The organism is Microcoleus sp. PH2017_24_DOB_U_A (assembly GCF_020738205.1).
GTDB lineage: Bacteria > Cyanobacteriota > Cyanobacteriia > Cyanobacteriales > Microcoleaceae > Microcoleus.
On record NZ_JAEQCT010000077.1, the window covers coordinates 1 to 25,236 of the forward strand.

Sequence of the window (25,236 nt, forward strand, 5' to 3'; positions counted from 1 at the left end):
TCACTTTAGTTATACGTGAGCATATTTTTGCGAACCTTCAGAGTGATGCTATGGCCGAGAGTACATAGATAATGCTTTTTGTCAATGCGTAAGTCCTAAAAACCATAGCAGGCGCTTAACAAAAAACCATGAGTCAGGACATGAAGCGGGAATTTGCCAGCCGCGACGAATTAATAGCCTACGTGCGCGAACAATTCCCCCAAACCACCGCCCGGGATAGCAACGTACCCCCAACCACAGGCGGGCGCCAAGCAGCCGAGACATTGCTGCAACAAGTCGATCCCAGCAAATACTCCTCAACCCGTAACTTTCTCAACGGTGCAGTAACGCGATTGTCGCCCTATTTGCGCTACGGCGTTTTGAGTCTTGCCGAAGTCCGAGATGCCGTACTCACCAAGGTGCAGGATCCACAAGATGCAGTGAAACTCGTCAACGAGTTGGGTTGGCGGGATTATTGGCAGCGGCTGTACGCCGAATTGGGCAAAAAGATTTGGGAAGACCGGGAACCATACAAAACTGGTTACACTACCAAAGATTACAGCGACACTCTGCCGCAGGATGTCGTCGAGGGCACGACTGGTTTAGTGTGCATCGACAGCTTCAGCCGCGAGTTGCGGGAAACTGGTTATTTGCACAACCACCAGCGGATGTGGATGGCTAGTTATTTGGTACACTGGCGCCGCGTGCGCTGGCAAGCTGGAGCTCGCTGGTTTTTGCAACATTTGCTAGATGGAGATCCGGCAAGCAACAATCTTTCTTGGCAGTGGGTAGCGAGCACTTTTAGTCACAAGGCTTATTTTTTTAATCGGGAAAATCTGGAACGTTACACTAAGTCAGTTTATTGTCGCGATTGTCCCCTGTACGGACAATGCGATTTTGAGGGAACTTACGAATATTTGGAGAGCAAGTTGTTTCCCAATGGCGAAAAGGTCGATCGCACGGGCGGTTCTCAAAGTTGGCAACGCCCTCAGAAAAAAAGGAAAAATTAAGTCAGTTGACAGTTGACAGTTGACAGTTGACAGTTGACATTAGGAAGAGGGAAGAAGTAATAAAAATAATTCAACTTTTTTACATTCCCAATTCCCAATTCCCAATTCCCAATTCCCAATTCCCAATTCCCAATTCCCAATTCCCAATTCCCAATTCCCAATTCCCAATTCCCAATTCCCAATGAGTCCACAATGCCCAGCTTTCCAAGCTCACCCAGAAGCACAAGCAATCTGGGTTTGGGACGATGCACTGATCGATGAATGGCAGTTAAGTCTCAAGCGAATGGTGTTTATTTATGAATGTTTACTAGAGTTGCCGGTAGTTATTCGGCGCGGCGATGTCGCTGCCGAAGTTATCGCTTTTGCTAAAGAATCCGGTGCGAATCAAATCGTTACAGCGGAAAGTCCCAGCCCTCGGTTTGAGGATATTTGCCGGGAAATTAGGAGGGAGTTTCCAGTAGAAGTTTTGCCACCCGAACCTTTTGTCCGCTACGATGGCTACATTGATTTGAAGCGTTTTTCCCGCTATTGGCGCGTTGCCGAAAAATATGTTTTTTAATTGGGGAATTGGGCATCGGGCATCGGGCATCGGGCATCGGGCATCGATCCGAAGAGAATTTGTAGCAACTAACTAATGACTAATGACTGCTGACTGTCAACTGTCAACTGTCAACTGTTAACTGTCAACTGTCAACTGTCAACTGTCAACTGACTTCAAGTCTCCTTCAAACGCTGCAACAGCCATTCAAATCTAGATTGAGCCAAATCAGGATTTTCGACATTTTGCCCGATCGCGCGATCGTCGTGGGGGTCTTGATATATTAAATAATCAGTATCTTCGCCGAAGCGTTTGACTGTACCCCGCAGTCTCGACGACAGAAATTTAGTAATCGCCCGATAAAATCGCAGGGAAAACAGCACGTCTTGCTCTAGTTTTTCAGTTAGCAGCCGCCTCGGAATTGACAGGATGAGGCATTCATCAATTGCCGTGACGCTAGCAGAAGGAAGCCTCCCGTCTACAAAAGACATTTCGCCCAACACTTCGCCGCAGATGATTTTTCCAATTTCTTTGTCGCCCAAAGATGATACAGCAACGCTCAAAGTTCCATCCAGAACTATGTACAGTGCGTCTAAGGGTTGACCTTCGACGATGAGAGTGGTGCCGGGGGGGACTGTGGTGCGGCTGCCGTTGGCGAGCATCCAATCGATGTCGCGATCGCTCAATTCGCCTAATATAACTAGAACTTTGCTCATAAAGTCAGGTTGAGAACAGATACTTTTTATTTTTTACTTGTTTAGTTGCGTGCTGTTAGGTCGTCAGATACTGAGCGATCGCGAAGGCTAAACTTTACTAAGACATTGAATTTTCCACAATAATGAATAATATCTAATAATTTTGACACGATCGAGCTACGACTGTTTGTAGGATCAATGATATTCTACATGACTTGTCCGGGACTGTGCAGGAGCCGATCGCCCTCGCCCAACTGCCCCAATTTAGACCCCCGAATTCCCTAAACAGTAAACAGTTGTCAAACCTTGCTGGATATTCGTTTCGAGCCGGTGCGCCCTCACGCAGCCGGATTTTTCCACTGTGGTGGCGGGCGGGTGCAGCGCCCTCATGTACAGCATTGTAGAATGCTCTGCGCGCGCGATCGACTTCCAGCTCCCAGATTCAAGAAGCTGCAAGTAAATCTAAAATCTAAAATCTAAAATCTAAAATCGACTGACTGACTGATGAAGCTCGTGGTTTCGAGGTTGTTTGCAGTTGCTTTTTTTGAGCAAAAGTGGTATAAGCACCATCAAGAGTGAACTCTCCCCTAGGATTGATTTTTAGATCGTCGAACTGTAAATTAAAATTAGTCGATCGACTAGCCTTCGGTTCTTGAATCTAATCAGCAGAGAGAGTTGACTCTAAGAGGGTTAAGTGCCAATCTAGGAACAACACAACTCATATTTGTGTCATTTTTCAGCAAAGGTCTCGACTAGAGCCCTCAAACACTTACCAGAAAGTTGGGTCTAAAGCCCCGTCCTTTTAGCACGGATTTAATTATCTAAATTTCTTGTTCAAGATGGTATAGTAGAGTAATACTACAGGTAGAATAACCGCCGATACACATGAGACACCAAGCTCAAACGACTGGTCGGGAAATAATAATAGTTAGTGGGTGGCGAACACCACGAAAAACATAGCTAGGGTAACTAACGTAACCCAGACCAGAAAACTAAAATCTTGAAGATTAAACGTACCGTGGGGCACACGGAAGAGAGGAGACTCTCGCTTCGCTTGGGGAGATAAGCCCTCTGGGATTGCTCTTTCTTAGGCTCAAAACACAGGTTCTATCGAACGGGTTTTTGGTTTAAGTATTGCCGAAAGGATGGACAATTTTAAGGTATGTCTGTGAACCAAGAAAATGAGGAGTGTCTTGTCACTAACCCCAGCTATCAAGGCATGGGGCTTGAAAGAGGAAGGTTTACCACCTTCTTGATTCAGGACTAAAACAGTGTCTAGCTTACGGGCTAAAAACCCAAACTGAACTATCTGGTGGTGGTACACCATTCATACGTTACTGGACGCCTCCCTAATCTGTAACCTCTGTGATAGTCAGTAGCGAAGGGAAATATACACATGGGCTTATCGCCACTTGTTATGCGATCGCGAACAAACAATGTCAGTCGGTAATTGTCAGGCGCGAAAGTGTTCGAGGCAAAAGCACCCGGCATTTAGTAGTTCGCCCGGCGGTAGATAGATTAGGGGTCGGTAATTCCACCCCTAACACCAACCTAAAACTAAAATGTAAAGCCGTCCTAAAAGGACGGGGTTTCAAACCCATTTTTCTGATGAATAGTCTATTTTCCAAGTCTACTTTTGCGTTAATAAATCTTGCAGCTTTAGCAGTTTGTTGCACTACCATGTCAGCGAAAGCTGAAACCGGCAACTTGCCCGATATCGCTACAACCGCAAATGCGGCAACTCAAAATATTGACCAAATTTCCTCGCGGGCGGCAACTTCAGCAGTGAAAGCTGATGCCGAAATAACAGCTAGCAATACAAAAATTGATTCTATCAGTTCGATCGAACTAACACCAGCAGCAGAGCCAGCAGCCTCCGCACCGGCAGTCAACTCGGAAGCATCTGCGGCAGCACCGGCAGAATCCACAGCAGCAACATCGGAAATTGCTGTCCCAGCAACTGAGCAAAATACACCTACATCCATTGCTGCTGAAACCGAAAAATCGGCAGAAACAGCGAAAATTGCTGAGAATAGCGTTGAAATTCAGCAAAAATCCCAGATTGTGGCCGATCGACCTAATTCAGAACTGACAGCATCCAAGGAAGAAAAAGAAGTCAAAACAACACAAGAAGTGTTGAGCAACCCTGTCAGCACTTCCGCCTCAGCCCTGACGAACCAACCGAAAGTTGCCCAGAATCCCGCAACAGCCTCAGACAAACCTCAGATATTGGCTCAACCGGGCGGTACAACCGTCAAACCGGGCAGAGCTACCCGTTCAGGGCCCAGCTACATTGGTATTGGCGGTAACATCGGTTTTGGCGGAGATTCAGCCCTAGGCGACACTTCTTTTGCGATTCTTAGCAAAATTGGTTTGACGAACAATTTCTCGGTGAGACCGAGTGTTTTGTTCCGCGACAATCTAACTGTTCTAGTTCCAGTCACCTACGATTTTGTATCCCGAGAGGCCGTCGAAGTCAGCGATGATTTTGTGATTACCGCTGCTCCTTATTTAGGTGCTGGCGTAGCATTTTCTACCGGCGATGACGGTAATTTTGGCTTCCTGATTTCGGGAGGTATAGATGTGCCACTGTCGAGCAATTTTACAGCCACAGCAGGACTGAATATTGGTTTTCTCGACGGAACTGACGTGGGATTGTTACTAGGTGTTGGCTATACGTTCCCGAATATTGCCAGATAGTTTTGCTGTTTAAGCAAACGCATAACAATTAAATGAGCGCGGGGTTGGCTGTAGGAATACAGTCAACCTTTTTTGATGGTAGAAAATCTCAAGCAATCGAGGATATCGCAATTTGGAGGACACAGCAATAGCCTTTCTCTACCATCGGAGGACATGGCAATTTGGAGGACACTTAGTTGTATATAGCGGATCTAGCGAAAGATTCGCGGACGTTGTTGGGCTTGGGCCCTCTTAGTTTCAGTGGTTATATAGAACCAATTTGAGATCTTTAGGTGACAGGTGTCGCAGCTAATCTTTTAATCATCAGCCTAATAAAACACAGTTTAAGCTTGGCATTAGAACGTTTAAGTGTACGGTCAAAATTTTTGACTAAGCTTTTACACCTTTCCACCCAAGCATTTGATCTTTCGATGACCCATCTAGCCACAACAGGCACAAATCCAGATTGCCATGAAAGCTTCTTTTTCGGCTTTTGATGGTTTGGCAGACAGTTCAAATTGAATCTTAGTCATAATTTCAGGGTAAATCGCTGACAGTGCTTGAGTCAGCTTGTCAGGGTGATAGCCGTTGTCTAACAAGATGGTCCTATATCGGCAAATCGGAAGGTTTAGATTTGAAGTAATCAATGTTATCAGGAAATTGGGTTTAAAACCCCGTCCTTTTAGGACGGCTTTAGTTGTAAACCTTTGTTACAATACCAGCCCATTTTGTGCTGAAAGATCTAGCATAAGGTAGGAGGCAAAGCCATGCTAGTTTTTGAGTTCAAAGCTTACGGAAAATCCAGTCAGATTGCAGCAGTAGATGAAGCGATTCGTACAGCACAATTTGTCCGCAATAGCTGTTTGCGCTATTGGATGGACAATAGAAAAATAGATAAGTACGACTTAAACAAATATTGTGCCGTGCTGGCTAAAAATTTCCCGTTTGCCGACGAACTTAACTCTCAAGCTAGACAAGCTAGTGCCGAAAGAGCCTGGTCTGCTATCTCCCGATTCTATGACAACTGTAAAAAAGGTCTGGTCGGGAAAAAAGGGTATCCCCAATTTCAGAAAAACTGTCGCTCAGTTGACTATAAATCAACTGGATGGAAACTTGCGGATGACAGGAAGTCAATCAAATTTACCGACAAAAAAGGGATTGGTAAACTCAAATTAAAGGGAACACGGGATTTGCATTTCTATCAAATCACCCAAATCAAACGGGTAAGATTGGTAAAACGTGCAGACGGCGTGTATGTCCAATTCTGTGTCGATGTCGATCGAAAGGAAAACACAGAGCCTTCTGGAAATACCATCGGATTAGACGTTGGTTTGAAGGAATATTACACCGATTCAAACGGTGTAATGGTTGAAAATCCTAAATTCCTCCGAAAAAGTGAGAAAGTTCTCAAACGTTCTGGTCGTCGTGTTTCTAGAAAAGTTAAGGGTTCAAAAAATAGAGGCAAAGCTAGACAGATTTTAGGGAAACGCCACCTCAAAATAAGTAGGCAACGCAGAGACCATGCAATCAAACTTGCAAGGTGCGTAGTTCAGTCTAACGACTTGATAGCTTACGAAGACTTGAGGATTAAAAATATGGTAAAAAATCATTGTCTGGCTAAGTCTATTAATGACGCATCTTGGTATCAGTTTCGGGTCTGCATTGAATACTTTGCTAAAGTATTTGAGAAAGTAACGGTGGCGGTAAATCCGCAGTATACTAGCCAAGAATGCTCTAGTTGCGGTGCAATTGTCAAGAAGACACTATCCACTAGAACTCATCTTTGTAAGTGCGGTTGTGTAATGGATAGAGATTTTAACGCAGCTAGAAATATCCTGAGTCGAGGATTGGGTACGGTAGGGCATACCGGAACCTTTGCGCTTGACGCAAGCAACGCTTTGGGAGAATCGACCTCTACTTTGGCTGGAGAAATCCTGTCTAAGCAAGTTGGCTCGTAGATTAAAGAATCCCCACGCCTTTAGGCTGGGGAGTGTCAAGTGTGAGCATTTCAATCAAACCTTGGTCGTCAGATACGCTAGCCGTATTTGCAGTGAGTAAAGAAGGGGAAGCCTAATATGTCCACTGCTAGATGTCTTTTGATGCCATTTGTGCATTTGTAAAAACAAAACCCTTTCGACTCAATACTGGCATAAAAGCGTGTTTTTCACCGCTTGAGAGTCAATCATGATCAGGGTTGTCCACTCTGGTTTTTTTTGACTTGTTCGCGTGCTTTCTGATGTAATTTGGTCATAATTTGATCGATAGCACCCTCTTCGCACAAATTCTGATAGTGCCAGAAAACAGTTGAATATGGTGGTAGATCTCTGGGCAAGTCAGCCCAATTACAACCGTTTTTGAGCTGATAAAATATGGCATTCAAGATTTGTCGCTTTGTCCACACCAGAGGTCTAGTTTTCTTTTTTTGGGGTAATAATGGCTCGATAATTTCCCACTATGAGTCTGTCAAATCGCTTGAATACCCCATTTTGCGCCCCAATTTACTTGAATTTACCTACTCTGCCTTGATTCTACGCGATCGCTAAAAAGATATCAAATGGATTCTATAACAATGTCTAAAATCTCTTTAAAGGACGATTTCGGCTGAAATACAGTACCCTTATCCACTTGACCAAAAACTAAACCGCTGATTTTTTCAAATACACCAGCTTGCTTGAGATGGGTTAAATACATTTGCCAATAGTAGCCGTTGGTTTCAATGTCGTCTTCTAAAAACAAAATTGCTCCGTTGGGAATTTCAGGAGCAAAAGCCGTACCTAATAGCCAGCACATCACAGCTAAATTACCTCCTACTAAAAGTCCAGACATACGTCCTGAACGGTAAACTTGGAATTCTTGGATTGGCTTTCGCGTGAACCCGGAAAACTCCTGGGAACTTGCTAGTGTTTTTTGAAATTGCCCAAACTCGGATAGCTGTGTATCTTCAGCAAAATGGCGCAAATTTAGACCATAAATGGTCGGGATGTTAGCCTTTTGCCAAAGATTCCAGCATAGAGTGGTAATGTCACTCATGCCAATAAAAGGTTTCGGATACCTAGGGCGTCGGTTCAGTATTAGGAGTTGACAAAAAAAACTGGAAATGATATGTGAATTGAAAAGCCTGTTAAATTCTCACAATCAGAAAGAAGTAAGAAACCTTATGCGCCCTCACTTATGGCATCCTCCAATTGAACTCTCAGCAACAGAAGCGTTGATTATCAAACGGATTAAACGAGCCAAGTTATTCACGTTTCTTCGACTGAACCGTTCATTCATATTTAATGATGAGTTTCAACAAGAACTTGCTACAATCTTTAAAGACAGCACAGTAGGTCAGGGTCCAGTTCCTCCTGCACAAATTGCTCTGGCAATTATTTTGCAAGCCTACTTAGGCATTTCTGATGATGAAGTAATTGAAGAAATGCTCATGGATCAACGTTGGCAGTTAGTTCTCGATTGTCTCAATTGTGAAACTCCTCCTTTTAGCAAAGCCACTTTGGTGAGATTCAGAAATCGCTTAATTAAAAAAGAACTAGACCAACGTTTAATTGACCGCACCGTAGAAATTGCCAAACAAAAAGGTGGATTTGGCTCATGTCAACTCAAAGCGGCTTTAGATTCTTCCCCGTTATGGGGAGCCGGTAAAGTCGAAGATACATATAATCTCTTGGGTCATGCTTTACGTAAGGCGGTGAGTATGATAGCTGCTGTGCAGGGGCGGGAGCCAGCAGAAATTGCCCTGGAAGCAGGTGCACCCATCCTTAATAGTTCCAGCTTAAAAACAGCCACATAACTTAAACTGGGATGACCCAGGAGAACGTCAAAATGCACTCTTAATTATCCTAAGTAGCTTAGATTCAGTGGAAGAATGGATGCAAAGCCAGTCTGATAGTGATGAATTTGAAGTAGTCCAAGAGACTCTGGATGTTGCCCGAGTGATTAAATCCCAAAATGTAACTTTCGACTCACAAGGCGTTCCGAGTTTAAGCAAAGGAGTAGCCTCATACCGTCGCATTTCTATTGAAGACCCAGATATGCGACATGGACGGAAAAGCAAGTCTAAGAAAATAGATGGATATAAACGCCACATCCTCAAAGATTTAGAGAGTGGTGTAGTTTGTGCGGTGGCGTTGACACGCGCCAATACTCCAGAATCTGCTGCTACAATTGACCTAGAACGTGACTTAAAATTTCAAAATATTCACCTAGCTGAGTTACATATTGATCGGGCTTATTTATCCAGTCATTGGGTGACACAACGGGATGATAAATTACAGATATTTTGCAAGGCGTGGCCGGTCAAAAATTCTGGACGGTTTGATAAAAATTCTTTTTTTCTTGACTGGGATACGCATTTAATTAGCTGTCCCAATCAGGTAAGTATCCCATTTGAACCCGGAAAGATTGTTCATTTTCCTCAGAATGAATGTGCAATTTGTCCTCACAGAGCTGGTTGCACGAATAGTAAAAGAGGACGGACTGTATCAATTCATCCTGATGAAGCCTTAATGCAAGAGTTGCGAGCGCGTCAATCCACTGCTATTGGTCGAATAGACTTAAGAAAACGTACTACAGTTGAACACTCTCTGGCTCATATTGGGCATTGGCAGGGGAACCGTGCTCGCTATATTGGACTGCGGAAAAATCTCTTCGATCTACGGCGAGTCGCTGTTGTCCATAATCTTCATGTCATTGCTCGAATGGATAAGGTTCGGCCAATTACACCAGGCATAGAGTCGAACTCATGCACTGGCTAATTTCATAAAGTCCTTTTTTTGTCAACTCCTAATACTGAACCGACGCCCTAGCTGGCGTGTTCGAGTGCAATACTAGCCACTCGATTCGACCGCAGTTCCGTTCCAGCGCTATCTTGGCGCAATGAGCAAACAGCGCTTTTCCTACTCCAAGTAAGCGATACTCCGGCAACACAAAAATATCTTCTAAATGTAAGGATGGTAAGGCTAAAACAGTGGAATAGGTGTAGAATGTTACAGCATAACCAACTGGTTTACCATCAACTTCCGCTAACCACGTATTAAAAGATGCGGAGGGGTCAAAAGCCTGAAATTTCAGGCGAAGACGTGCTTCAGGATCAGGCCTTGGCAATGCTTGATTATCTGCTAAAGCGTTAATCAAGTAGCACAGGATTTCTCCATCTGATACCTCACCTCTGCGGACTTTTATGTCCAAAGTGTCTTTCATCCCTTATCTCCATACAGTTTGAGATTTCACGTCCTGACATTTGTGTTTCCAGAATAGGGCAATGCCAGATAGTAATCTACAGAAAAGAAATGCCATAGTTCAAAAATATGCAAATAAATTTGTGCGATCGGCAATTTTCGTAGTTATCAACATCTTAGACAATCAGCGTAAATTTATCTCTGAAGTTGAGGCTATTTTTTAGCTAAAATGTTCAAAATTATGTCTGCAAATTTCTGCAAATTGCTCGATAGTCGTTCAATTGAACAAGCAAGAGACGAATAAGCAAGAGCGATCGAGCTAGCTGGCGGCTAGAGACGATCGCGATCCTGAACCGAAGGGCGATCGCGGTCGATCGCAGGACAATGCAATAACCGAGGCAATCAGCTAGCTCTTCTGGGACTACCTGTGAGATCTAGCGCCCCACTTTTGGAGAAAAGCGTCGGGAAGTTCGCCTGTCGTAACTCCAACTCAAGCAGTTATGTCTCAAGAGTTAGACACCAGCCCCACTTTCAGCCTCAGCACGGGGGCAAGCAATAGATACACTGCTGGAACGCCAGTCCAGTAGAATGATTCTCAACGAAAAAAGGTTGTTTCAGCGTTCGACGCTCGACAAAAAATTCGTTGGGACCTAATGCAGCAGGTTCTACTGGACTGATGTCCTAGTGCCTTCCTCAGAAACAATTCTGCGTCTCCAACTCAAAGCCACCTGCATAATTGTCGGCTGGCGGTGCCAATAAGTAAGTAGTAAGCTTCCAAAGTTCTCTTGCAGCCTCTATGCTCAAATCGATCGCACCTTTTCTGCTGCCACCCAGCAACATCTCCAACCCCAGTTCTCTTGCAGCCTCTATGCTCAAATCGATCGCACCTTTCCTGCTGCCACCCAGCAGCATCTCCAACCCCTTACCGGCGAACAGTCTGCGATGGAGTAGCTGCCCGAGCTCAGGCATAGCTTCCAACTAGGCAAGTCAAGTTTCAACTAAAAAATCCCGGATCAATTTTTCCTTTGTTGTTATTCGAGAATCAGCTAAGATGCCCAACCCTTCTCAGGAAAGTATGCCCAAATTGCCCTATCGTCGAGATAACGGCGAGAGTTTTTTTACGTATTTCGTGCTGGCAAGCTACAACAGTCGCTCTGCGATTCGGTGGCAAAATTCTGCGGAACTGAAACGCAACTTTGAGTTATACCAAGAACGAAATCAGGAACTTTCACAGTTGTGCAGCCAGCCCGAACGAAGTAAAAATATAGCCGAATTTTGGAGGCAGATAGCGATTGATGCTCCATCGCAGATTGCCGAAAACTGGGAACCAAACAATAGGAAAAGACTAGCTTTAGAACACTTAGCTAGTTACTTTGAAAAAAGCTGCTACTATGCTGCTATTGAAGTATGGTCGCAGTCAAAAGTTCGCCCTTGGGAGGAATATCTCTACTGTCCTCGCGTTTTTATTTACAATTTTGACAATCTTTTGAGGCTTTTAAAGTCCTATAATATTTCTCATCAGACCTCTTTAGATACATACGTTAAGCAAAGTTTAATAAAATTTATCAGATCTGAATTAGGTATCGGTAAGTTCTCGCGCTGGCGGCTGCTAGCTAAAAAAAGCGATCCAGATCTTCAGCAAGCTCTGGAAAGAGCTGGATATCGAGAACCCGATATTTCTCAAATTAAATTTGCACGGAAATACTTTAAACAAGTTTATTACTTTAATAAGGTTAATAATCCTGCAATTCGGCAAAGAGGGCAAAAATGGCTGGATGCTGACATTGAAGATTTTCAGGCAGCAGCGAAATGTTACAATGCAGAAAAGTTTCTGCCTTCAGCGCCACATGAAGTCTCGGCGGGAGGAAACATCAGCGCAGAGAAAATGCAAGATTGGATGAAAAGGTGCATTCTTGCGTTACAAAATTACCCCAATTTCATCAATTATCCACAATATTTAGAAGAGCTTCCAGAGGGAGAACGTGACAAATTGTTGGGTGAACCAGATGTGGGAAAACCACCTATCTATGAAATAGAAAGTACGGATAACCAAGCATGGAAAAATTACCGCCTACTTGACTCGGCTTTTCGCGAAAAGTTAGAAACTTTTCAACCAGAGCAGCATAAAATACTATTACTTTATTACGGTGCCGGATTCAAGCAAAAAGAACTAGAAATTCGACTAGGGGTAGACCAAACATCTATTTCGAGAAAACTCAAAAGAATGAAAATTCAACTATTAGAAACATTGGGAAACTTGTCCGAACCCCATCAATGGGTTGCTGAGTATGTAGTTGGATGGCTGAAGAAAGACTTCCGTGCGCCCCATACATCCGAGTACATACCAGCCGCATTAGTTCAAGCGATCGGGGAACTTGACTCTCAACAGCAAGAAGTTTTGCGGCTGCGGTACGGCCAGGAGCTAGCAGAAGAAAACATTGCCGATCGGCTGGGCATGAATTTATTAGAGCTAGCTGCTACAATCTCTAAAGCCCAGCATAAATTACTGGCAAAATTGATAAAATTGCTGAATGTTTGGGAGACGGAGTATGTCGAAAAATGGCTAGTGCAGTTTTATAAACCTCGATTTTTAGCTGCTTGTCGCGCTCTGAATTTATCGATAAATTGCGAAGTTAGCTCTCAAGTTATTGATGCGATCGTTCAACAATTCCTGGAAACTTTAACTACTTTTAAAAAAGGAGAATAAAAAATGTTTGAATTCAACCAATTACAACCTCTTGCTTTTCATGAGTCTGACCGTTTGCAATTGACAATTAACGAAGCCGATCGAGAATTTGTATGGCACCAAGCCCAACATCATTCTAATCCGATTTCGCGCTACAATGCTTATCTCAATGGTGTTTGTTTAAAAACATTCTTGAACTGGTTATCGGAATGGCTGGCAGAAGAAGCATTCCCTCAACCTTCAGTCTGGCACGGTCAGGATATTGCTAGTATTTGGGAAGTGGTGAATGGTACTGCATTTCAAATTGGCGAGACTAGGTTGGTGTTAATTCCCAGTGATGAGGGAGAGTTAGAAGAGTTTTGCGTACCGCAGGAATGGGTGGATATTCCTAACTGGAGTGCTGACTATTATCTCCCCGTACAAGTGAATTTAGATGGGGATGATGGTGAGTGTTGGATAGAGTTATGCGGCTTTGCGACGCACCGCCAGCTAAAGAATGACGGCAGATACAATGCGGGCGATCGGACTTATTGTTTAGCGATCGAGGAGTTAACAGAATCCCTTACGGTGATGCAACTTACTTTTGGGTTAAACTTGCAACAAGAAGTTTCACCATTGCCAAGTTTATCTGAAGGAGAGGCTGCAAAATTATTACAGCTTTTGAGCGATTCATCAATATATTCTCCCCGACTGAGAGTTACATTTGAGCAGTGGGCTGCATTTTTGGCAAATGATGAATTGAGACAATTGTTGTATGGAAAGCGTTTAGGGATTTTGGAGAAAAAGGAGGTAGCAAGCGGATTAATTTTCTCCACTCAAGATCGAGAAAATTTAGTTCAGCGGGTCAAGAATTATTTGCAAGAAGGGTGGCAGACTGTGGAAGAAATAACAGAAAAATTAGGAATTTTAGAACCTAATTTTGTTTATGCTCTAGAAGGAAATCAGCGGTATAGGGATGGTTATTCTAGCACCCAGAATAAAATTCCCACAGTGATCGAACTGTTGAAGGATAAGCGCAATAAAGGGAATCAATGGCGGGTCGCCGAATTATTAGGTCGCGTCGAACCGGGAAATGCGGAGGCGATCGCAGCATTGACTGATTTGTTACAAACAACTCAAGATGATATCTTGCGCCGTCAAGCGGCTGTGAGTTTGGGAAAAATTGACCCTAAAAATGCCAGTGCGGGTTTGAGAGTTGGTAAGATTATTAATTTGGAAATGCGACTTGATACCGAGCGCGTCGTGCTGGTAGTGACGCTGTTTCCGGAAGGAAGCGATAAAACGAACGTTCACTTGCGAGTAAGCCCCGTGCGATCGCAAACTCTGCCACCAAATCTCGAACTTCTTGTCTTAGATGAAGGAGGCGAAATTTTCGGGGAAGAACGCACGGATATGGTTAATGATAGCCTTGAATATGAATTTACGGCGGATCTCGGCGATTATTTTCAGGTGAAGGTTGCTTTGCAGCAAGTTAGCGTCACAGAAGATTTTACTATTTAACTCGATCGGTATTTGGAAGGTCAAAAGCTATGAGCAAACTCGTAATCTTGGAAATAGGGGATGTTGACAGCGAGCAGCGCTATCCTGTCGCCCTAAGAATTGGCGATAGCATTCACTCGGCTATGGCTGAAAGTAGGGGGCGGTTGCCACCGGCTAAAGATTTTCTGAAAGCCTATGAGGATTTGCGATTAGAGCGGACTGTACGCGGTTTTGGTTGTTATCGCAAATTAGAACATAAAAAAGGGCAAATTACCAAAAGTTCGGTTCAAGAATTAGCGGTTCAAGTGAAGGCGCGTATTAATACTTGGTTGAATTCTGGGGACAGTCTTTTTCAGTCTGTCAGGGATAAGTTATTACAAGTATTGAGTGCTGAGAAAGGCAATGTCAGATTGATGATTCAAACAGATGATATTTATTTCTGGGGTTTGCCTTGGCACCTCTGGGATAAACTTGACGAATTGAAAATTGAGCCTAGTTTCAGCAGGTTAACTAATACACTTGGTAATTACCAACCAACTAACTCTAAAAATAAGGTCAGAATTCTGGTAGTTTTGGGAGGACATACAGACATAAACCTTCAGGCAGATTTAGAGTATTGGAAATCGTTAATTGAAAGGGATGCCGAGATAGAGGCTGTAATAGCTATTCGCAGCACCCAGCTCAACGAACAGTTATGGAAGCGCAATTGGGACATTTTATTTTTCGCAGGTCATAGCTCTAGCAATTCAGATTACAGCCAGGGCAAGCTTGCTCTCAGTGAAACTGAAAGCATAGCAATTGAAGATTTAAAGTATGGTTTACAAAATGCGATTAAGCACGGGTTGAAATTAGCAATTTTTAATTCTTGTGACGGCATGGGATTAGTCAACGAACTAGCTTCGCTGCAAATTCCTGCTGTAATTGCCATGCGAGAGCGAGTGCCGGATGAAGTCGCTCAGAAGTTTTTGGAATATTTTCTAGAGGCATTTGCTAGAGAAAAGAAGCCTTTGCGGGACTCTGTTAGGAAGGCGCGAGAAAGCCTACACGGGATGATGGATGGTGATTATCCCTGTGCTAGTTGGCTGCCGATGGTTTACGAACACCCTGCTGTTGAGCCTCCAAGTTGGGATGAGTTGCTGAAGGGAAATGAGGAAGAGCGTCAGCGTGTTTCGATTTGGCGCAACCTTCGGACTGTATTGGTAGCTAGCGTGTTAGTCACAGGCACAGTCGTGGGAGTGCGATCGCTAGGATTGTTAGAACCTTTAGAAAAAACAGCTTTCGATCGACTCGCACAGATAATGCCGGATAAAGGGCTGGATTCCCGCTTATTAATTGTTGAAGTTACTGCCGATGATTTTAAGCAATTAAATAATGAATATCCCTTACACGATAAAACAATAGTTCGGGTTTTAGAAAAATTAAATAAGCACCAACCGCGAACTATTGGCTTGGATATTTATAGAGATGTTCCACAAGCACAAGGGCGTGATGATTTAATTAAATACTTACAGCAGCACGAGCGGGTAATTCCTATATGTATGTTTCCTTGGGATAAATTTCCAGAAGGGGTTGCACCGCCTCCCGGTCTGCCCGACGCTCGACCTGGATTTGGGGATATTGTAGAAGATTCCGATCGCGCGATCCGGAGACATTTATTGGCTATGAAGCCCTACCCGTCTTCTCAGTGCAAAACCTCATCTTCGCTAAGTTTTCAACTAGCTTTACACTATTTGCAAAACCAACCGAATAATACTGCCGATCGGAGTTCCAAGCTGCCAGTCGAGTTTCGAGAAAATTATTGGAAAATCGGCAAAACTGATTTCAAAAATTTAGAAACAGATCGAGGTTTTTATCAAAAAGAAAACTTAGGTGGATTTCAAATAATCTTGAATTATCGATCGCGCCGATCGCTCATTGACATTGCTGAGCGAGTAACTCTGATGCAAATTCTCAACGAGCAGGTCAATCCATCTGATATCAAGGATAAAATTGTTTTAATTGGTGTTACAGATCCAACTAGAAACAACGCAAACCATAACACACCTTACAACCAAGAGATTCCTAGCTTAATGTTTTTAGCTCAGAGGGTCAGTCAAATTATTACTGCCGTTGAGGATCGCATACCCCTGATGTGGTTTTTACCTCAGTGGGGTGATACTGTTTTGATTTTGCTTTGGTCTGTGGTAGGCAGTTTTTGCGCTATCCGCCTTCAATCGCGACTGCATTTAGGATTAGCTCAAGGATCGCTACTCATTATTTTATCTGGGAGCTGCGGGTTTAGCTTGCTGACATCAGGATGCGTGCTACCCCTCGTACCATCAGGATTTGCTTTGTTAGGTGCTAGCGGATGTTTAATAGTCTACAATGCTAGGAAAGACACATAGCAGCTCCCACAGCATACCTATATGAAAACTCTGTTCACCTGCGCTTGGACGCTGGCGGTTATTAACGTGACAAACTGCTTAGTTTTGGGACAGGTGCAACTTAATTTAAACGGTATCGTAGTTTCTGAAACCCAACAACCACCCGTAAGTGATAGAGCTACCGATCGAAAGCCCACAGGAACTCGCGGGCCTTGTGAAGAGACAGCAGGTTTACCTTTTACCCCTTTTTTACCTCCTAACAGTCCAGATTTTTTAGTCTCGACAATTACCGATCGCCCTACCTTGTGGTTTTATGTTCCCTACAGAAGTCAAAGCGTCAGCTATGGAACTTTTTCTTTAGAAGATGCAGGAGGAAATCGCGTCTACAAAATCGATTTCAAACTACCTGAAACTCCGGGAATTGTTAGTGTTAACCTTCCCAAAGATCGACAACCTTTAGAGGTAAATAAAACCTATCGTTGGTATTTCCGACTTTACTGTTCATCTCAAACATTACCGGGGTCTAATGCAGTTTTTCATACAGGTTTAGTAAAACGGGTCGATCGAGGAAATCTTGACGCTCAGTTGCAGGCTGCAACAAGAGAAAATCGTGCTGCAATCTATATTGCTAACCAACTTTGGTATGATATGCCTGACTTGGCACAAATTCGCAGTCGCCCTGATGACTGGGCGAACATCTTCAAAGCGATGGATTTGGAAAAGTTGAAGGAAGAAAAGATACTAGGCTCGGTACTGCCTCGCTAAAAGATTTATATCAAATCCGGGTTTTTTACCCTCGTTATATAGTGTCTGGTAGCCTCGGTATAAAAAGACTATTCTTACAACCAATTTCCAATCATAACAAAAGGAGCCCAATAATAGGTATCGGATTTTTTGGCTAGAAGTGATAATTGGGCTTGGCGGAGCGCTTCAGCTTTATTCACATTAGGTTTTTTTAGTTCATTATAGAACTTAACCATTAGTTCCGCCGTAGACTCATCGTCAACATACCATAATGTTGCTAATGTACTGCGCGCTCCCGATCGCACGGCGACTCCAGCTAGCCCTAATGAAGCTCTAGGATCGCCCTTGGCTGTTCTACAAGCACTCAAAACCAATAATTCAATATTATTATCTTTGCGATCGCGCTTGCTGCTGAGTATATCACTTAACTCTTTACTCTGGATCACGCCATCATAAGCTACAATAAAAGTTTGTTCTGGATCTGAACTGAATTCACCATGAGTTGCTATATGAATCACTGAGGAAGGAAAAGAGTTAATTTGCTCTCTTAAGCTATTTTTGATAAAATCTTGGTTAATCAGCGGTTTTTCGCTGTTAGAAACCTCTTGTTTGATATTTCCTAACTCCCGATCTACATATTTAAGAGCGGGGAAAGCTTTTCTCCCAGGAAAAATCCGTTCTTCACTCAAGCCTGCAATTAAAATTTTCAACCTTTCTGGTTGCCAAGAATGAGGACTGATGAGTTGCAACCCTGGTGCTAGGGCAATAGCATATTTTTCGATTAGATAAATTTCTTTTTTAGTAACTTCATCATAATGAGATAAGACGCTCATTGGAATATTGCGGAAGCTGCTATCTAGGACGAATACTAATGTTCTTAACTCAGGGTATTGTTCGAGATATTTATTAAAAGGTTTAATTAACCACCCATAAATTATTTTAGAAATTTTTGTAACTTCAGCAGGTGCATCTGCTTCGCTCAATTCGCCTTGCAAGTTTTTCAGAAGAGTCTCAACTTTTCTGCGAGGTGTATCGGATGGGCGATGGTGCAATAGTCGATCGGGTAGGGAGACAATAATTTCTAACCTATCTTCTAAAATAATTGGATAAATCACTGCCGCTGTTCGATCGAGCCCATCAATTTGTTTAGTTTTAACCTGAAGACAAGCATCTCTAAAAAAGTTATCCAATTCAGCTACCTGAAGGGCTTCAATGACATTTCGGGCTTGCTTCAAATTCTCCTGACTCGGTTCCTCGCGCCGCAACAACAAATCTACCAATTCGCGATACACTGGTTCTACCCGATCGCGAAAATCGAACTGTCCGTCCCGACCGATCGGCAGCAAATCGTTGCGTACCGACTGTAAAGTATTAAATGCAGCCGTATAAGCCGCGATCGCACCTTTAATATCCCTCTCTTTCCCATCCCGACGAATCCGCCCCAATTGCCACTGCCACTGATAGGCAAGATCCGGCGAATTTAGCTGAACATTTTGCGACAAAAGTAAAGCTTGTTCCGTACATTGTTGGGCCTCTAACCATTGCTGTTTCTGTTCGTAAATTCCGCCCAAATTACCCAAAGCATAGGCTGTTGCCCTTAAATCGCCTAAATCCTTACCTAATTTGACAGCTTGGGCTCCCAGATTTACAATTTCTCTCCAAGATAAATCTTGAGTATTTTGAGACAAGCTTTCAGAAACAGTTAAGGAATCGGGCAAACAGTAGTTAGAGAGTGATTCTGACTTTTCAGCCCTGAAATTAGGTGGGTTATTTGCAGCTTTTAATTCTTCATTTTTCAGGTTAGCTAAGCTATTCATCAAGCTAACTTCACCATATATTTTATGGCGGCTCGGCGGTAGCTGACTCAACTGAGATAAAATTGCCAACCGCAACTCTTCTGCTTCTCGGAGATTTATCTTATTCCCAATTTTTGGATCTACTAAAAGGCTGAATAAATCTAACCTTGCCTGGACTTTGACAAGGGAAGTCCCAGCAACCTCGATCGCTCTTCGATAGTAATCTAAAGCAGTTGAGTAATAATTTATTTGAGTGTTATCTCCAGACTCAGCTAGAAATCGATTTCTATTCCCCGAAGCTTCGTAAGTATTGCCTAAACTCAGCAAAACTAAAGCTTTTTCTTGATTGTTTTTCTCTTGAGTAATGGCTCGATCGACTGCTGCCAAAAACTTCTGTGAATTGTCTAAAAATCCAAGCTGCCTCAAAACATCGCCGAGTAGGCGACTTCCTGTTAATTGGATGCTTTTAAAATTTGGATTTAATTGTTTTTGTAAAAGCCCTTGTAATCGATCTAAACTTTTGCTGTCGGTTAACTGCGAGCAAGTTCGATCGGGAATGGCAAATTTTCCTTTATTGTCAGCCTCGATCGCTGGTATTAATGTTTGACAGGCCTGTTCGTAAAGCCCTAACTCTTGCATGGCTTTGACTTGAGAAATTAAACTGCGCTTCCACCCGAACTCATCCTTTAATTTAGCATAAATGCTAGCAGCTTGCTGCCAAGTTTTTAAAGCAATATTGACTTGCCCCCGTTCCGATAGCCCGTTGCCTTTGATATCAAGAGTCTGAGCGATCGCCCTTAATTCTGCTGGCGAATTTGCTCTTGATTCCTGCGGCAACAAACTCAAACTTTTTTCAATTGCTTTTTCTGCCTCCTGCCAGCGTCCAAACTGTTGGTAAGTTAACGAAAGATTGCTGAGGGCGATCGCTTGATTTAACCAATCTTCCTTCACTTCAAAAGCCGCCACTGCTTGCTGCCAATATTTCGCGGCTTCTTCAAATTCTCCCGCCGCATAGCGTTCCCTCGCTAACTTTTCCGATTCACTTCCCTCTCGCTGCTGGAGGGCAGTAGCACTCAATCCTACACGATCTTGTATCGTCCTTGCACGATCTTGTTGAGTAATTTCTGTTTTTCCTACTTCCCCATTAAATATTTGGTTAGCTCGGACATTTGTTGCTAAAAAAGAGAACAATACTGTTAAAAATAGGAGAACAAATAACCTGAAATTTTTTCTTGTAATTTGGCGCACAAGTTTCAAAAAGAAAACCTCGATCGCACTGAAAAATGTAACCCTTTTTCTTGCCATGTCCTCTGCCTCGAATTCACGTCAACTAAAGGAATGCCCCAGTAAAAACTTGCTGCAAGTCGATCGCTCATTTCCCACCGCAGTCCCGCCCCCACAGATACCAAAGTTTGAGGGTCAAAATCCTCTCTACGGGAGCTGTTCCACACCGTGCCTGCATCAATAAAAGGAGCAATTTGAACGACTCCTAACCCTCGATCGGACCTACCAACAATCGGAAATCGCAACTCGGCTGATGCGGAAATTCCGTTATCGCCCAAAAGTAGATCCTGCCGGTAGCCTCTCACGCTATTGAAACCTCCAAGACCAAATTGCTCCAGAGGTAAAAGCGCTCTATTTGCTAATTGCAAGTCGCTGCTGGCAAAGACAAAAGTGTCTCTTGCCAAACGGCGAACCCACTGCGCCTGTCCCCGCCATGCCAAAAATCTGCTGTCAGGAGCTTCACTGTTAACAGTAGCATTAAAAGCACTCAATCCTAAGCTAAATTGCGATCGAAACGCTAATAATTCTTCATTACTTCGCACCGTCCAATCCTGAAAGAATCGCAGGGCCGAGATGCGCGATCGCCCTTTTTCATCGGCTCCTGGAGAGAGGGGGAAATCTTCACCTAAAATTGAAGTGCCACTTTCCCGCCGAGTTGCAGTCAAACCGACGGCAAATTCTTGTCTGGGAGTCCTTAATAAAGGTTGGCGCAGCGTAATATCTAAATATCGCGCCGCTGCTCTGAGATCGACATCTTCAAAAGGCGGTTCGACGACGCGATTTGCAGTTGTTCCTGCTGCTACCTTAATCGTACCGTTATTCGGATTTAAGGGCAATGTATAACTTAAATCGAAAGCATTGCTGCCGTCGGTATTCGTGTAGGCAAGGCTCAAATCATCTCCCCGGCCCAATAAATTTGCTTCGTTTACTTGAACTTGGCGGCGGACAGTACCGACGCTTGGAGCTCGGCGGTTATCGATCGCTACTTCGACACTAAAAGTTTGTTCCTCCTCGAATTTAACTTCTAAACTGCTTCTGTGTACCTGCGAACCGGGTATCAATTCAGCGGTAATCTTTTTAATTAATGGATCGAGTTCGAGCAATCGCAGAGCATCTAGCAGGCGAGAAACTTGTAAAGGTTGCGATGCGATCGCCAAACGGCTGCATACATAATCGAGGTTGAGGCGTTGCCTTCCCGTCCGCCTCCTGACTCGAATTGATTCTAATCCGCCTTCGACAATTTTAATAATAACTTCTCCAGGAACGCCCCTATTTTGCAATCTTTGATTTGGTTCTTCGCTGGTAGTAGGAATGTAGGCAAAAGAGTTAATATATCCTCTTTGGTTGTAAAACTTAGTGACTTCAGAAATTACTTGCTGCAATTGAGCGAAAGTAATTTGTCCTTCTCGAAATCGATTAGTAGTGCTGTCTAATTCTAAAAATTGTCGGGTAATTTCTCGATCGAGAGTTTCCTGACTAAAAACAGTATTGCCAACAAAGCGAAAATTAGCGATCGAGATTGCCTCGATCGCCTCATCGGTTTTGCTATCTTCCGGCGTTGGAGTTGCCGTTGGAGTTGCGGGCGATCGATCTGCTGGCGGCACTGGGATAGAACATTCGTAAGCTTCACCGGTATCGGAATCGGGTTCAGTCTTTCTTTCTTCCAGCGTGGGAGAGGGCTCTGTAGGTGGCAGGTTTTGCGGGTTTTGCCGGGAAGGAGTGGTTTGCGGTTCTAGAGGTTCTGCGGGATTGGGAACTTGAACCGTCAAGTCTGGGCCGCCCGGATTCAACTCTCCTGCTGGTTGCAGCAGAAGAGTTTCCGCCTTCAGCGGCCAAGCCGCCAAGCTGCTTGCTAACAAGCCCGCACTCAACGGCAGCCAGCGATCGCCCCTGTTCCGGTTTCTGTTATTGAACATCGCAGGCTGGGTGGGGAATAACGGGACTTTGCAGCGGCACCGCAGCAGGATAAGCAGTGAAGATGACTTCTCCTTTGCTGTTAACCGCCAAACCTCGGGCTGCCTGGATGGGGCGAGAAGCGGGGCGAACCGCTTGCTGGGGTGCGGCAGTTCTCGATCGCCCTTCGACAGGCGGTACAGCGTCAGCTAAACCGACGGTTGCAGAGCCGCCGCTGAGGGTTTCCCCTGGATTGGCAGGCAAGCCGCGCCCGGTTCTGGTAAAGGTTCTATCTTCTCCCGGCTTCCGTTGATTGGGACAAATTTGGGCGATCGCGTCGGGATTGGCGATCGTCTCTGGTAGCTTAGCCACGCCTTGGGTGGGGTCTGCTTCAGGGGTGTTGAGGAGTATCTCGCCGTCGAGTTGCGGGCCGGCCAGGGAGGTAGCGGTGATGTCGCTGGTGAGATTGGAGGCGGGATCTGTGAGGCGGCGCGATCGGGCTCCGAAAATGCCTTCTGGGGCTGTAATTTCGACGCGGCCGGCTTCGCGGTTGACGGCATTGGCGGTGATGTCGCTGTTGATACCGGCAATTAAGGCTCTGGTATTGATGTTGATATTGCCGCCCCTAGCATCGCCGGTGGCGGTAACGGTAATGTTGCTGTTGTCGCGCATCAGTAAGTAGTTGGACGCTTGGAGGTTGATATTGCCGAAGTCACCGGATCTAGTTTCTGCCGTAATGGTTCCTCTGTCTAGTCGGATGTTGCTGGCTGTTACCTTCAGGTTGCCGGCAGAGCCCGTACCCCTGCTCCCATCTACAGCAACACTTGCCCCATCCCGTACCCTCAGCAGTCCCGTATTAATCGTTACACTCCCTGCTTCTCCGGTGTCCGTTGTCGCTGCTGTCAAACGGCTGGGCAAGCGCCCATCAGCCCTGACTATCCTGACTAAGGGAGAAGCTCTTCCTGGTACGATCTCTGGAACGATGCCGGAAGTTCCAGTCACTTCAATAGACTCCGAGGCATTGACTGTAAGAGAACCTCCCTTTCCACCTGCGAAAGTATCTGCTGATATTGCAGCTCCATCCCGAACAGTTAAGCGCCTCGTTGTTACGGTTAGGTTATCTGCATTGCCAGCATTAGAGTCCATTGCTCTCCCTGTGGACTGGGTGAACAAGCCACTGGGAGAGCCGTCTGTAGCCGTTCCAGTGAGTTCAACATATTCTGTGGCATTTATAGTTAAAGTCCCTGCTTGCCCGCTACCTTGAGTTGTTGCTAATACCTGACCGCCATTTTGAGCAATTAAGCGCCCTGTTTCAATGCTGATATTGCCACCGCGCCCACTACCTGAACTGAAAGCCGATATTCCAGACCGATCTTTAACAATCTGCCCGGACGCTTGAATGAGTATATTGCCTGCATTCCCCGTACCATTGGTGGAAGATGAAATTTCACCTCCATCTCGCAAAATCAACTCTCTGGTGGAAATGGTCAAATCTTGTGAATTGCCAGAAGAACCAGGCTCAGTTTGAGTTGCCAAAACGCTAAAAAATTGACCATCTGCCGATCGCCCAGTCACTTCTATAGACTCGGAAGCAGTGACAGTTAACCTTCCCCCGGAACCCTCTGAAAAAGTAGTTGAGCCTACCTGTGCCCCATCTCGTAAAATTAATCGACCGGTGGCGATCGTTAAATCTCCGGCATTTCCTGTTGCCGGTAAAGTTTGCCCCTCTTCAACATCAACTTGAGCAAATAAGCCACTGGGCCCATTGCCATCAGCATTAGTGCCACTCAATTCTATGGAATCTGTCGCTGTGACGGATAAATTCCCACCTCTGCCAGCCCCGTAGGTAGTCGTATCTACATAACCACCACCTTCAGCGATCAACTGTGTTGCTTGAATCGAAACCGTACCCCCGTCTTGGCTGCCGCGAGTCTGAGAAAGAATTCCTGAGTCCTCCGTCAGTACCACCCGCCGCCCCTGTACTTGAATAGTACCGCCACCTTCACCGCTAGCACTTACAACAGCACCCTGTGACAATTCAATATCTTGGAAGTCCCGGACACCTGCATATCCCAAAGCGAAACCTGAGTCATTGAAAGTCAGGCCAACTAAACTGTTAGCACCGACACTGCCAAGTTCGATTCGGCCTCCCGATGCTGTCAAAAGTCCACCTGGAAGCGCTATGTCGCCGCCCACTAGCGCTAAAGTTTGACCGAGTGAAACTTCTAAACCTACGGGGTTCTGATTTCCTTCGCCACTGTCTTCAACAGCAGAAACGGCTACAGAGCGATCGACAATTTGACCGGGATTCGGACCAAATTGCAAGCTAGTCGGAATGCTGATAGTTAGCAGAGGAGTTGTTTGGGGATTGGTAGCACTGAATGATGTGCCGTCAGCGAAGTTGATGCGATCGGCTGTAGTGCCTAGAAACGAGCCACCGATATTCAGGCTGGCATTCGGGCCAAAAATAATGCCGTTGGGGTTGAGGAGAAATAGGTTAGCGCTACCGTTGGTTTGGAGGATGCCATCAATGTTAGAAATTGACCCGCCAGTGACGCGAGTGAAAATATTTTGAATCGTATCAGCGTTGTTGAAAAATGCTGTGCCACCAGTGGGGACGGAAAATTCCTGAAAGCTATGGAACAGGTTGCGACCCGCTGCTGTGCCGCCTTCAATGGTGAAGGTGTTATCGTTTTGGGTGACGGTGGAGTTGAGCGGTAAAGTGTCATCCCGGACAATTTGGGCAGTTGCCAAAGTGGGAAAACCACAAATGTAAAAAAGAATACAGAATATTTTTAATTTTGTTTTATTTTTCACGGGGGATGCAGGATATAAAAACGGGCGATCGATGAAAATATTAAGATGATTAGTCCTGGAGGCAGAAACCGATTTTTTTTACAAAAATAAGGCACT

The 25,236-nt window shown here is 44.6% G+C and carries 18 protein-coding genes and 1 pseudogene; 10 read left to right on the forward strand and 9 right to left on the reverse strand.

Going from position 1 to position 25,236, the window contains the following annotated elements; genetic code table 11:
- Positions 1-128: 128 nt before the first annotated feature.
- Positions 129-989: an FAD-binding domain-containing protein gene (locus JGK07_RS21580; protein WP_293182964.1), complete on the forward strand. Its 861-nt coding sequence runs from the start codon at positions 129-131 to the stop codon at positions 987-989.
- On the opposite strand, the gene JGK07_RS21585 is transcribed toward JGK07_RS21580, so the two are convergent.
- On the reverse strand, positions 986-1,180 hold the full coding sequence (locus JGK07_RS21585) for a hypothetical protein (protein WP_293291036.1): 195 nt from the start codon (positions 1,178-1,180) through the stop codon (positions 986-988). The genes JGK07_RS21580 and JGK07_RS21585 overlap by 4 nt on opposite strands.
- Between JGK07_RS21585 and JGK07_RS21590 the strand changes: the two genes are divergently transcribed.
- Complete coding sequence (locus JGK07_RS21590; protein ID WP_293193899.1) at positions 1,171-1,548, forward strand: hypothetical protein; 378 nt, start codon at positions 1,171-1,173, stop codon at positions 1,546-1,548. The two genes, JGK07_RS21585 and JGK07_RS21590, sit on opposite strands and share 10 nt — an antisense overlap.
- A gap of 155 nt (positions 1,549-1,703) precedes the next feature.
- Here JGK07_RS21590 and JGK07_RS21595 read toward each other — a convergent pair whose 3' ends face one another.
- Entirely contained in the window at positions 1,704-2,243 is a 540-nt protein-coding gene (locus JGK07_RS21595; RefSeq protein ID WP_293182970.1) for a cyclic nucleotide-binding domain-containing protein, read from the reverse strand.
- A 1,587-nt stretch (positions 2,244-3,830) separates the two neighbouring features.
- Here JGK07_RS21595 and JGK07_RS21600 point away from each other — a divergent pair.
- Together JGK07_RS21600 and JGK07_RS21610 are read left to right on the forward strand one after the other, a co-directional pair.
- Positions 3,831-4,922, forward strand: a complete 1,092-nt coding sequence (locus JGK07_RS21600) for a hypothetical protein (protein ID WP_293182972.1) — start codon at positions 3,831-3,833, stop codon at positions 4,920-4,922.
- A 746-nt stretch (positions 4,923-5,668) separates the two neighbouring features.
- Positions 5,669-6,859: a transposase gene (locus tag JGK07_RS21610; RefSeq protein ID WP_293182974.1), complete on the forward strand. Its 1,191-nt coding sequence runs from the start codon at positions 5,669-5,671 to the stop codon at positions 6,857-6,859.
- A 230-nt stretch (positions 6,860-7,089) separates the two neighbouring features.
- On the opposite strand, the gene JGK07_RS33255 is transcribed toward JGK07_RS21610, so the two are convergent.
- Positions 7,090-7,347, reverse strand: a complete 258-nt coding sequence (locus JGK07_RS33255) for a transposase (protein WP_363319269.1) — start codon at positions 7,345-7,347, stop codon at positions 7,090-7,092.
- Between the two features lie 104 nt (positions 7,348-7,451).
- Positions 7,452-8,003 (reverse strand): LD-carboxypeptidase, encoded by a 552-nt coding sequence (locus JGK07_RS21615; RefSeq protein ID WP_363319271.1) that lies wholly within the window; start codon positions 8,001-8,003, stop codon positions 7,452-7,454.
- 55 nt (positions 8,004-8,058) lie between these two features.
- Here JGK07_RS21615 and JGK07_RS21620 point away from each other — a divergent pair.
- Positions 8,059-9,655: pseudogene (locus tag JGK07_RS21620) on the forward strand (IS1182 family transposase).
- Between the two features lie 28 nt (positions 9,656-9,683).
- Here the strand turns inward: JGK07_RS21620 and JGK07_RS21625 are convergent.
- Positions 9,684-10,100, reverse strand: a complete 417-nt coding sequence (locus tag JGK07_RS21625; RefSeq protein WP_293182976.1) for a GNAT family N-acetyltransferase — start codon at positions 10,098-10,100, stop codon at positions 9,684-9,686.
- A 61-nt stretch (positions 10,101-10,161) separates the two neighbouring features.
- Between JGK07_RS21625 and JGK07_RS21630 the strand changes: the two genes are divergently transcribed.
- The gene (locus JGK07_RS21630) at positions 10,162-10,302 is read left to right on the forward strand and encodes a hypothetical protein (RefSeq protein ID WP_293211879.1); all 141 of its coding nucleotides are present in this window, start codon (positions 10,162-10,164) and stop codon (positions 10,300-10,302) included.
- Between the two features lie 469 nt (positions 10,303-10,771).
- Here the strand turns inward: JGK07_RS21630 and JGK07_RS21635 are convergent, their stop codons facing one another.
- Complete coding sequence (locus JGK07_RS21635; RefSeq protein WP_293211877.1) at positions 10,772-11,047, reverse strand: hypothetical protein; 276 nt, start codon at positions 11,045-11,047, stop codon at positions 10,772-10,774.
- A gap of 82 nt (positions 11,048-11,129) precedes the next feature.
- Between JGK07_RS21635 and JGK07_RS21640 the strand changes: the two genes are divergently transcribed.
- From JGK07_RS21640 to JGK07_RS21655, 4 genes are read left to right on the forward strand one after another with little or no spacing between them, the layout of a single operon-like run.
- The gene (locus JGK07_RS21640) at positions 11,130-12,785 is read left to right on the forward strand and encodes a hypothetical protein (RefSeq protein ID WP_293242856.1); all 1,656 of its coding nucleotides are present in this window, start codon (positions 11,130-11,132) and stop codon (positions 12,783-12,785) included.
- 3 nt (positions 12,786-12,788) lie between these two features.
- Entirely contained in the window at positions 12,789-14,264 is a 1,476-nt protein-coding gene (locus JGK07_RS21645; protein WP_293242858.1) for a DUF1822 family protein, read from the forward strand.
- 29 nt (positions 14,265-14,293) lie between these two features.
- The gene (locus JGK07_RS21650; protein ID WP_293182982.1) at positions 14,294-16,627 is read left to right on the forward strand and encodes a CHASE2 domain-containing protein; all 2,334 of its coding nucleotides are present in this window, start codon (positions 14,294-14,296) and stop codon (positions 16,625-16,627) included.
- 21 nt (positions 16,628-16,648) lie between these two features.
- Positions 16,649-17,371: a DUF928 domain-containing protein gene (locus JGK07_RS21655; protein WP_293182984.1), complete on the forward strand. Its 723-nt coding sequence runs from the start codon at positions 16,649-16,651 to the stop codon at positions 17,369-17,371.
- A 74-nt stretch (positions 17,372-17,445) separates the two neighbouring features.
- Here the strand turns inward: JGK07_RS21655 and JGK07_RS21660 are convergent, their stop codons facing one another.
- The 3 genes from JGK07_RS21660 to JGK07_RS21670 form a co-directional block, all read right to left on the reverse strand.
- On the reverse strand, positions 17,446-20,223 hold the full coding sequence (locus tag JGK07_RS21660; protein WP_293182986.1) for a CHAT domain-containing protein: 2,778 nt from the start codon (positions 20,221-20,223) through the stop codon (positions 17,446-17,448).
- Positions 20,224-20,399: 176 nt separating this feature from the next.
- Positions 20,400-22,346, reverse strand: coding sequence for a ShlB/FhaC/HecB family hemolysin secretion/activation protein (locus JGK07_RS21665; RefSeq protein WP_293182988.1), 1,947 nt, complete (start codon positions 22,344-22,346; stop codon positions 20,400-20,402).
- On the reverse strand, positions 22,336-25,077 hold the full coding sequence (locus JGK07_RS21670; protein WP_293211863.1) for a filamentous hemagglutinin N-terminal domain-containing protein: 2,742 nt from the start codon (positions 25,075-25,077) through the stop codon (positions 22,336-22,338). The genes JGK07_RS21665 and JGK07_RS21670 overlap by 11 nt, the downstream gene beginning before the upstream one ends.
- Between the last annotated feature and the right edge of the window lie 159 nt (positions 25,078-25,236).